This window comes from Streptomyces sp. NPDC015242, from assembly GCF_043079125.1.
Taxonomy (GTDB): domain Bacteria; phylum Actinomycetota; class Actinomycetes; order Streptomycetales; family Streptomycetaceae; genus Streptomyces.
The window spans coordinates 21,169-30,826 of the sequence record NZ_JBIBUF010000013.1 but is presented as its reverse complement, the minus strand read 5'-3'; the positions used below and the strand labels follow the sequence as shown (position 1 = coordinate 30,826).

The 9,658-nt window shown below is 71.1% G+C and carries 11 protein-coding genes; 2 read left to right on the top strand and 9 right to left on the bottom strand.

Features of this window, described 5'->3' with window-relative positions:
* The first annotated feature begins 236 nt into the window (after nucleotides 1-236).
* Entirely contained in the window at nucleotides 237-419 is a 183-nt protein-coding gene (locus ACF07N_RS34395) for a hypothetical protein (RefSeq protein WP_392120600.1), read from the top strand.
* Nucleotides 420-439: 20 nt separating this feature from the next.
* On the opposite strand, the gene ACF07N_RS34390 is transcribed toward ACF07N_RS34395, so the two are convergent.
* The 9 genes from ACF07N_RS34390 to ACF07N_RS34350 all read right to left on the bottom strand — a co-directional run bounded on the left by ACF07N_RS34390 (nucleotide 440) and on the right by ACF07N_RS34350 (nucleotide 8,876).
* The gene (locus tag ACF07N_RS34390; protein ID WP_392120598.1) at nucleotides 440-982 is read right to left on the bottom strand and encodes a DUF6368 family protein; all 543 of its coding nucleotides are present in this window, start codon (nucleotides 980-982) and stop codon (nucleotides 440-442) included.
* A gap of 32 nt (nucleotides 983-1,014) precedes the next feature.
* Entirely contained in the window at nucleotides 1,015-1,281 is a 267-nt protein-coding gene (locus tag ACF07N_RS34385; protein ID WP_392120596.1) for a hypothetical protein, read from the bottom strand.
* Nucleotides 1,282-1,820: 539 nt separating this feature from the next.
* Nucleotides 1,821-2,288, bottom strand: coding sequence for a sensor histidine kinase (locus ACF07N_RS34380; RefSeq protein WP_392120594.1), 468 nt, complete (start codon nucleotides 2,286-2,288; stop codon nucleotides 1,821-1,823).
* Nucleotides 2,289-2,589: 301 nt separating this feature from the next.
* Nucleotides 2,590-3,894, bottom strand: a complete 1,305-nt coding sequence (locus ACF07N_RS34375; RefSeq protein ID WP_392120592.1) for an MFS transporter — start codon at nucleotides 3,892-3,894, stop codon at nucleotides 2,590-2,592.
* A 2-nt stretch (nucleotides 3,895-3,896) separates the two neighbouring features.
* Complete coding sequence (locus ACF07N_RS34370) at nucleotides 3,897-4,745, bottom strand: ABC transporter ATP-binding protein (RefSeq protein WP_392120590.1); 849 nt, start codon at nucleotides 4,743-4,745, stop codon at nucleotides 3,897-3,899.
* A complete protein-coding gene (locus tag ACF07N_RS34365) occupies nucleotides 4,742-5,794 on the bottom strand; it encodes a FecCD family ABC transporter permease (protein WP_392120588.1) in 1,053 nt (350 codons plus the stop codon). Before ACF07N_RS34365 ends, ACF07N_RS34370 begins: the two co-directional genes overlap by 4 nt.
* A complete protein-coding gene (locus ACF07N_RS34360; RefSeq protein WP_392120586.1) occupies nucleotides 5,791-6,834 on the bottom strand; it encodes a FecCD family ABC transporter permease in 1,044 nt (347 codons plus the stop codon). The genes ACF07N_RS34365 and ACF07N_RS34360 overlap by 4 nt, the downstream gene beginning before the upstream one ends.
* The gene (locus tag ACF07N_RS34355) at nucleotides 6,831-7,874 is read right to left on the bottom strand and encodes an iron-siderophore ABC transporter substrate-binding protein (RefSeq protein WP_392120584.1); all 1,044 of its coding nucleotides are present in this window, start codon (nucleotides 7,872-7,874) and stop codon (nucleotides 6,831-6,833) included. The genes ACF07N_RS34360 and ACF07N_RS34355 overlap by 4 nt, the downstream gene beginning before the upstream one ends.
* Before the next feature lie 231 nt (nucleotides 7,875-8,105).
* The gene (locus ACF07N_RS34350; RefSeq protein ID WP_392120582.1) at nucleotides 8,106-8,876 is read right to left on the bottom strand and encodes an AraC family transcriptional regulator; all 771 of its coding nucleotides are present in this window, start codon (nucleotides 8,874-8,876) and stop codon (nucleotides 8,106-8,108) included.
* A gap of 367 nt (nucleotides 8,877-9,243) precedes the next feature.
* Here ACF07N_RS34350 and ACF07N_RS34345 point away from each other — a divergent pair, with 367 nt between their 5' ends.
* The gene (locus ACF07N_RS34345; protein WP_392120580.1) at nucleotides 9,244-9,549 is read left to right on the top strand and encodes a transposase; all 306 of its coding nucleotides are present in this window, start codon (nucleotides 9,244-9,246) and stop codon (nucleotides 9,547-9,549) included.
* Nucleotides 9,550-9,658 lie beyond the last annotated feature (109 nt).

Below are 9,658 nucleotides of genomic sequence, written 5' to 3'. Positions count from 1 at the left end.
CCAGAAGAGCTCTTCGTCGGCCAGTGGCAGCACCGGCACTGCGTCCTGGATGAGTACAAGCCCTACCTCGACGACCGCTGGAACGAGGGCTGCACCAACGCCTGGAAGCTGTGGGAGGAGATCGTGCCGCTCGGCTACAAAGGCAGCTACCAGCGTGTTCGTGCCTACCCGCACGACAAGCGCACCTCACCACGGCCGGTGACCGCCCGGCCGCCCTCGCCCCGGACGGTCGCCGGATGGATCTCCGCCGCCCGGAAACCCCCACCGAGCCCGAACAGTTCCAGCTCAAGACTGTCCGCGGCCACTGCCCCGAAATCGAGGCCCTCACCCGGCACGTCCGCTCCTTCGCGACCAGGCTCACCGAGCGCCAGGGCCGAGCCGGCTTCAAGCTGCTACGCACGCGGGTACTGCTCGCGTGAGCCGGCTGGCTGAGTTCCGGCTACTTTAGAAGCCGGAAACCAGGCTGTTGGGCCCACGCTTGGAGGAATTCCGCCGAGCCATACACGGCGGGCCACGGATCGGTCATCGTTGCAACGATGCCGCGAAGGCCGGCCACGATTGAAACCTGATCTTCTCGCAGCTCGGCGTTGGCGACACCACCGATGGCATCCATGACAGCGGCGGTCAGCAGGGCTATGACGAGGTGGTCGACAGCACGGTTGCAGAACGCGATGACGCCGACCGCGTGGGTGGGAGTGAAACCAATGAGGGGTTCCTGGTCGACTTCGTCGGCGTGCTCGGCCTCGAAGACGGCCTCGTCACCGATTCTAGGCCCCATGAGAGAGACCAGGACGGGCCGACGTCCGTCTACGTCCACGGCATCCGTGATCCCAGGGCTCTCCGCGTGAATGTTCAGGTCGTCCTCGCCGACCCGCTTCTCCTCGAACCGTGCAGAGGCGCCGAGCAGGAACTCGCGGAGCCGCTGGATCGCCACGCGAGGGACGGCCTCCGCCAACTCGATCACCAACACCGGTCCGCTCATAAGCCGGAGCCCAACCAGCCGGCGGCTAAGGTTCAGTCATCGAATACGTTCAGGAACTTGGTAGACGCCCACCGGAACTCCTCGTCATCGTCGCGCGACTCCAGCAAGCCGGCGTCCACAAGCGCCAAGAGGGTGGCGTGGAGAGCTCGCCCAGCCGGGTTGTCTTCCCAGAAGATCCTCTTGCTCTTCGAAAAGGAAACGTCAGGCGTGAGCAAACCGAGGCTCAACCCCAGCTCGTATGCGGCCTGGTCCCAGTAGACCCAGTCCTCCAGCGCTTCCGAAAAGACCACTTCAGTCACTCACCCTTCTCCTCGTTACGGATCCATCCGAGTCCAGAGGTCGCTCGCCGGACCGTGAGTGACTCCCAAACTTATCGAAATTGATCATGGAACAGAACCGCGCGGTGACTCCCGAAGCCGTAGACGGACGACTTCGGTTCTGGCGGACAAAGCCACCAGCCCGCACACCAGCGGTAGGCGTGGGCCGTGCCCGGCTGGTCGAGGTGGCAGGCGACCACAGGAGCACCGACCGGCGCCTCCGCTCCCGCCCCCCGTCGGCCCGCCGCAGTCGGTCCGGCTGCGGCCGACACGCCCTGCGCACGCCGAGGACCATGCCCTGCACGATCAAGGAAGTCGAGCACACCTGCTCAGCTCCCACACGCTGCCAACGCACGCAGACAACCCACCTGACCGTATGAGTGACACCTCTCCCGCAATCGGATGATCACTTCGGGGAACGAACCGTAGCCGCGAGAAACCCTCTCTCGACCAGGGCCAGGCAGGCCGTCTCCGGACTGCGACATGCTGCCCCGCTTCTCCGGAACCGGCTTCCGCCTGGCTCAGCTCTTCTCCCGCAGCGGCAGGGTCACGGTGAAGCGGGCGCCGCCCTCCGGCCCGTGACCGACGACGGTGATCCGCCCCCCGAGGCGGGTCGCCAGCCGGTGAGCGATGGCCAGGCCCAGCTCGCTGCCGACCGGGCGGGTCGTACGGTAGCGGTCGCGCGGTACGCCCCGCTGGAACGCCTTCGCCTCGTCCTCGGGTTCGAGCCCGGGTCCCCCGTCCCTGACTTCCAGTTGCGGGCCAAGCGAGCCGTCCTGACTGTCGGCACGCAAGACCAGGACGACGGGCGCACCGGCTGGAACGACGCGCGGGGCAATGCCGATGAAGCCGTCGAGTAGTTGCCGGACACGGAACGCATCGGTCACCGCCATGACCGGACCACTGGGCGATTCGGTCCTCAGCGTCACCCCGTAGCCGTCGGCCGCTGTCCGCCAAGCCGCAGCAGCCTGCCCGACGAGGGCTGTCAAGTCCGTTATTACAGGTTGAGTTGGAAGTCGTCGGCCTCCAGGCGGGCCAGCGCGAGGAGGTCACTGGTGAACGCTTCGAGGCGGCCTGTTTCGGCCAGCAGCGTGCTGCCCACCGAGGCGTCTCGGCACTTCCGATCACACAGTCGACCGCCTCGGCCGTGCCGCTCGGCGGCTCCTGAGGCAGTCGACCTCCGTGAACAGGCCGATGAGCAGTGGGAGGATCAGGGCTCGCCGGGTGCCGTCAACGGCCTCCTGGGCGTGGGTGGCCGGACGGGTGATTACGGCCGCGCCTCGGTCCCGGCTACCGGTCGGCGTCGGCGTCCTCGCGGCCCGGGGCGGGTCCGGTGCCCTCGGCGGCGCGGCGGCGGGCGTCCTCGTCGGTGTGGGCGTCGTAGCTGATGAGCTTGGGCAGAGCGGCGGCGAGCAGGCCCACCGCAGCGACGCACGCGAGTCCGCCCGTCCAGATGGCGGGGCGGACGCCGGTCCAGCCGGCCATCGCCCCGGCGCGGACCTGGCCCAGCTGCGGGCCGACGCTGTAGGAGAGGACCTCGATGCCGGCGAGCCGGCCGCGCAGCCGGTCGGGGATGGTCTGGTTCCAGATGGTGGAGCGGCCCAGGCCGCTCAGCATGTCCCCCGCTCCGGCCAGTGCGAGGCACAGCAGCACCAGCCAGACGTTCGACGTCCACCCGGCCACCGCCATCGCCAGCCCCCAGCCGGCCGCGCCGAACACCACCAGCAGTCCGTGTCGCCGTGTCCGGGACACCCAGCCGCTGGTCAGGCTGACCAGCAGCGACCCGACGGAGCCCGCCGCGTACATCAGGCCCAGCGACCAGTCGGCGTCGAGCTCGTCGGCGAGGAAGGGGAAGACGGTGTTGGGGAAGGCGAAGAACATCGCCGCCAGGTCGACCGCGTAGGTGCCCAGCAGCACCGGCCGGGACCAGGCGTACCGGGCCCCTTCCGCGATGCCGCGCAGCGACGGCCTGGCCGCCTGCTCGACCGGTGGCACCGGGGACAGCCGGCGGCACATCAGGACCGACACCGTGAAGCTCACCACGGTGATGGCGTACGCGGTGCTGTTGCCCGCGTACGCGACGACGAGGCCCGCCAGCGCCGGTCCGGCGATCGCGCCGGTCTGCCAGCGCAGCGAGTTCAGCGCGGCCGCGGCGGCGAGCTGATCGTGCGGGACGATCCGGGCCAGCAGCGAGTCCAGCGCGGGCCGCTGGAGTCCGGCGAGTGCCGCGACACCGGCCGCGACCACGTACAGCGGCCACAGCATGGGGCTGGGCAGCAGCGCGTTCAGCAGCAGGACCGCGGCCAGCAGTCCCAGTCCCGCCTCGGTCAGCACGATGACCTTGCGCCGGTCCACGGCGTCGGCCAGTGCCCCGCCGTACAGGCCGAAGACCATCAGCGGCACCAGTTCGACGGCGCCCATCGCGCCCACCGCGAGCGGTGAGCCGGTCAGTTCCTTGATCTGCAACGGCAGTGCGATCAGCGCCATGACGCTGCCGACGTAGGTGACGACGCCCTGCGTCCAGAGCAGGCGGAAGTCGCGGGAGGAGTGCCAGGGCGAGAGGTCGGGCAGTACGGCGGCGATTCTGGCGTGCACGGTCAGCGGCTCCCGGCCGGCTCCGACGCGGGAGCGGCTGCCGGGCCTTCGGTCCTCGTGTGGTGGCGTCCGAGCGGCAGGACGAGGGGCTTGCCCGAGACCGGGTCCTCGATGACGCGGCTGTCCATGCCGTACAGGGCCCGGACCGTGTCCTCGGTCATCACCTCCTCGGGCGTTCCGGTGGCGTGCAGCCGGCCGGCGGCCAGGGCGACGAGCTGGTCCGCGTAACGGGCGGCCAGGTTGAGGTCGTGCAGGACCATGACGATCGTGGTGCCGCGGGTCCGGTTCAGGTCGGTCAGCAGGTCGAGGACCTCGATCTGGTGGCTGATGTCGAGGAACGTGGTGGGCTCGTCGAGCAGCAGCAGGTCGGTCTGCTGGGCCAGCGCCATCGCGATCCACACGCGCTGGCGCTGGCCGCCGGAGAGTTCGTCGACGGCCCGGTCCACCAGTTCGGTGGTATGGGTGGCCTCCAGCGCGGCGGCCACCGCGGCGTCGTCCTGGGCCGTCCAGCGGGAGAAGGCCCGCTGGTGGGGGTGGCGGCCGCGGCCGACCAGGTCGAGGACGGTGATGCCCTCGGGGGTGACCGGTGACTGCGGCAACAGCCCGAGGGTGCGGGCGAGTTCCTTGGCCGGGGTGCGGTGGACCTCCTTGCCGTCCAGGACGACGCGGCCGGTGCGCGGGACGAGCAGCCGGGACATCGAGCGCAGCAGTGTCGACTTGCCGCAGGCGTTGGCGCCGACGATGACCGTGACGCGCCCGGCCGCGAGGGTCAGGTCCAGGCCCTGGATGACGGCGCGGTCGCCGTAGCCGAGCGTGAGGTCCTCGGTGGCGAGGGTGTGGGACGCGGTCACAGTGAGCCTCCGGCCCGGTTGGTGCGGACGATCAGGTAGACGAGGTAGGGGGCGCCGAGGACGCCGGTGACGACGCCCACGGGGTAGCGGGTGTCGAAGGCGTACTGGCCGGTGAAGTCGGCGACCAGGACGAGCAGGGAGCCGACCAGGCCGGCCGGCACCAGCAGGGAGCCGCCGGTTCCGGTGAGCCGGGCGGCGATCGGCCCGGAGAGGAACGCGACGAAGGCGATCGGCCCGGCCGCCGCCGTGGCGAACGCGATCAGCCCGACGGCGGCGACGATCACGGTGACGCGCGTGCGTTCGACGCGGACGCCGAGCGCGGAGGCCGTGTCGTCGCCCAGGCTCAGCGCGCTCAGGTTGCGGCCCTGGAACAGCAGCACCGGGCCGAGCGCCAGCACGGCCAGGACGGTGGGCACGGTCTCCTCCCAGGTGGTGCCGTTGAGGCTGCCGGTGAGCCAGCGCATCGCCGCCTGGAGGTCCCACTCACCGGCCCGGGACAGCACGTAGGAGGTGACGCTGTCGAGCAGGGCGGCGATGCCGATGCCGATCAGGATGAGCCGGGTGCCGGCGACCCCGTCGCGGAACGCGAGGACGTACACCAGCAGCGCCACCCCGAGCGCGGCGGCGATCGCCAGCGCAGACACCTGGGTCTCGCTCAGCGAGAAGGTGACGATGGCGATGGCCGCCGCCGCGCTCGCCCCCGCGCTGATGCCGATGATGTCGGGGCTGGCGAGCGGGTTGCGGAGCATCGTCTGGAAGGTGACGCCGGCCATGCCGAAGCTGAACCCGGCGGTCAGGGCGAGCACCGCGCGCGGCAGCCGCAGCGTGCCGACGGTGAAGGAGGCGCCCGGCACCTGCTCGCCGGTGATCACGCGCAGCACGTCGGAGGCCGGGTAGAAGGTGTGCCCGGCCATGAGCGTGGTGGCGAACGCGGCGACGACGAGGACCAGCAGGGCGCAGACGGTCAGCCGTCGCCGGTACGCGCGGCGGACCCGCGCGCGGGTGACCGTGTGCACTGTGGTCGGGGCGGTGACGACGGGGGCGCTCACAGTGATCTGACCTTCTGCCGGCGGACGATGTGGATGAAGAAGGGGGCGCCGACGAACGCGGTCACGATGCCCACCTCGATCTCGGACGGCCGGGCCACGACCCGCCCCACCACGTCGGCGACCGTCAGCAGGACGGCGCCGCTCAGCGCGGAGAACGGCAGCAGCCAGCGGTGGTCCACGCCCACCAGCAGCCGGCAGGCGTGTGGTACGACGAGTCCGACGAAGGCGATGGGCCCGGCGACGGCGGTGGACGCGCCGCACAGCACGACCGCGCCGAGCGCGGCGGCGGCCCGCACGAGGGCCACCCGCTCGCCGAGTCCGGCGGCCAACTCGTCGCCCAGGGCGAGGGAGTTGAGGGCGCGGGCGGAGGCCAGGCAGACGACGAAGCCGGCGGCGAGGAACGGCAGGACGCTGCCGAGCTGGGCGTGGGTGGCGCCGCCGACGCCGCCGATCTGCCACAGCCGGAAGGTGTCGGAGACGTCGTTGCGCGGCAGGACGACGGCGCTGACCAGTGAGGCGAGCGCGGCCGAGGTGGCGGCACCGGCGAGGGCCAGCTTCAGCGGGGTGGCGCCGCCCCGGCCCAGCGAGCCGACCGCGTACACGAAGCCCGCGGTCACGGCCGCTCCGGTCATCGCCGCCCAGATGTATCCGGACACCGACGCCAGGCCGAAGTAGGCGATGCCGGTGACCACGGCGAGCGAGGCGCCCATGTTGACGCCGAGGGTGCCGGGGTCGGCCAGCGGGTTGCGGGTGACGCCCTGCATCACCGCGCCGGACAGGCCCAGGGCGGCGCCCACGATGACGGCGAGGAGGGTGCGAGGTACGCGGTTGGCGACCGCGGCCTCCTCCAGGCTGGCCTGCGCTCCGCCGAGCGCCGACCAGACGTCGGCCCAGGCGACGTCGCGGGAGCCGAAGGCGAGGGAGGCCGTCATGGCGGCCAGCAGGACGGCGGCGACGGCGAGGAGCCAGATGACGCGCACGCGCGCCGGACGCCGCAGCGGGGCGGTGTCCGGCGCGGGCGGGGTCTCGGTGACGGTCACGCGGCCTTGTCCGCGGCCTCGGCGAGCGCCTTCACGTAGTCCTCAAGGACGTACGGGATGGACAGCGGGGTCGGGTTGGCGGCGGTGGCCAGCGGGGTGCTGCCGGGCAGCAGGTAGATGGAGTCCCGCTTCACGGCGGCCAGCTTGGAGGTGAGCGGGTCCTTCTTGAGGGCCTTCAGCAGCTCGCCCTTGTCGTCCCCGTAGCCGGTGATGATGTCGACGTCGTTGAAGTCGTCGATGTGCTCGGCGCTCTTGGTGAGGACGAACTTCTTCGTCGCCCCGGACGGTCCGGAGACGCTGGCGGGGATCTTCAGGCCGAGGTCGGTGAAGAATTGCGTGCGGGTGTCGTGGGTGGTGTAGAAGCCGACCTGGCTGACGTTCTTGGACGACACGTGCGTCATGAACATCGCCGTCTTCCCCTTGAGCTGGGGGTACTTCGCGGCGGTCTTCTCGATCTGTCCCTCAAGGTCGGCGATCAGTTCGTCGCCCTCGTCGGCCAGTCCGATGGCCTTGCTGTTGAGGCGGATGATGTCGCGCCACGGGGTCGCCCAGGCGGCCTCGGGGTAGGCCACGACGGGAGCGATCTGGCTGAGCGTCTCGTAGTCCTGCTCCGTCAGTCCGGAGTACGAGGCGAGGATGACGTCGGGCTTGGTGTCGGCGACGGCCTCGAAGTCGATGCCGTCGGTCTCGTCGAACAGCACCGGGGTCTCGGCGTTCAGTTCCTTGAGCCGCTTCTCGGCCCAGGGCAGCACGCCGTCGCCGTCGTCGTCGCCGAAGTTGGCCTTGGCCATGCCGACGGGGACGACGCCGAGGGCGAGCGGGACCTCGTCGTTGGCCCAGTTCACGGTGGCGACGCGCCGGGGCTTGGAGGGGATCTCGGTGGTCCCGAGCGCGTGCTTGATCGTCACCGGGAACTGGCCGGCACCGGCGGCTCCGGCGGAACCGCTGTCGTCCTTGTCCGCTGATCCGTCGCCGCAGGCGGTGAGTCCGAACAGGAGTGCCGCCGCGAGGGCGAGCGCACGCAGGCGTGGGGTTTTCATCGACCCGGTTTCACTTTCGGTCGCGGGTGCCAGGACTCGCACGTCCGGACCGCGGACTGTGGGTCGTGGAGCAGGGCACCGAGCTTGGCACAGAAGATTAGGTAAGGCTTACCTGCACAGAGTATGGAGGGAGGGCGCGTTGATCAATCGAGCCTTTTCGACAGCCCTTGTAGCGATCGGGACACGCACGCGGTGCCTCCCCCGCGCGGGAAGACGTTCACCCCGGGGTTCTCAGCGCGCCCGGAACTTGCCGGGCGTCATGCCGGTCGTCCGCCGGAAGGCCGCGCCGAAGGCGCTCGCCGAGCGGTAGCCGACCGCGTCGGCCACCACGTCGACCTCGTGTCCGAGGGAGAGGAGCTGCACGGCGTGCTGGGCCCGGACCGAGGCGACCCAGCGGGCGAAACTCGTGCCCGTCTCGGCACGGAAGGCGCGGGCCAGCGTGCGCGCGCTGCAACCCAGCGCGGCGGCCCAGCCGTCCAGTGTCCGCTGGCCCGCCGGGTCGGCCCGCACCGCCTCCACGATCGGCCGCAGCAACGAGGACGTGGGCAGCTGCACCAGCAGCGCCCGGGGCGACGGCCGCAAAACATCGAGCACCATCGCCTCGGTCACGGCCCGGGAGCGCTGCGTCAGTCCCACCTCTTCGAGCCGCTCCAGGAGCAGCCGGAGCAGCGGGGTGATCTCCACGGCCACGGGCACGTCGGGCAGCGCCGACTCCGTGCCGTGGCGGAAGAAGTGGGCGCGGTAGGAGGTGCCCGCGACCGCGGAGGCGGAGTGCAGCTGCCCGGCCGGCATCCACAGTCCCAACGTCGGCGTGATGCACCACACCTGGGAGCCGACCACGGCGGTGGACGTGCCGTGCTCGTTCCACAGAAGTTCGTGCCACGGGTGCGAGTGCTCGTTCCACGCGGTGTCGGCGTTGACGACCTCCTCGTACCCCTGGATGACGAAGGGGACGTCCACCTCGCCGGCGGCGAGCGTCGGCAGGTCCCTGGTGACACGCATGCGCTCAGGCTAACCGGAGCCGGATCCGCACGGCCGGGCGTCCCCGCCCCGGGGCGCGCCGGAGGGCGGATCAGGGCTGGGCCATGGCGCCGGAGGGAGCAGAGCCGCCCCCGCCGCCGGGTCGAGCGGTCCACTGCCGGACGCGGCGTCCAGTGCCGGACGCGGCGTCCAGTGCCGGCGGAGCACCGGTCCCCCGGCAGCCTCTGACCGTCCGCCGCACGGGGACCCTCGCCCGCCGGTACCGGCGACCGGGCCGCCGGCCCAGGCGGGCCGCAGGGGATGGGGGGCCTTGACGGGCCTTGCCCCCGGATGTTGGACGCACCAGACACTGGGTCCTGAGCGAACTGAGGACGGACATCTCTTGGTCATGAGGAACTACCCGCCGCAGTTCAAGGCGGATGCGATCGTGCTGTACGAGTCGCGGCCGGAAGCAACGATCCGGTCGGCCGCCGCCGATCCGGGGATCGATCCGAAGACGCTGCGGAACTGGGTGAGGGCAGCCGGTGTGAGCCGTCCCCGGGGGCGGCGGACGCAGGAACCGGCCCAGCCGCCGCCCCGCTGGAGGCGGAGAACGCCGCCTTGCGGAAGAAGGTCCGCGAGTGACGGTCACGTCCTGAGCAGTGTCTTTGCGGTCATCCGATCGTTCGACTGGTCATGCGGGACGGGGCGATAACTGACCCTGCCTGGGCGGTGATCGAGCCGTTGTCGCCGCCCGTGGGCCGGGCCCGTGGACGGTGGAGGGATCACCGCCAGGTCCGGGTGGCTTTGTCCACGGGTAGCGG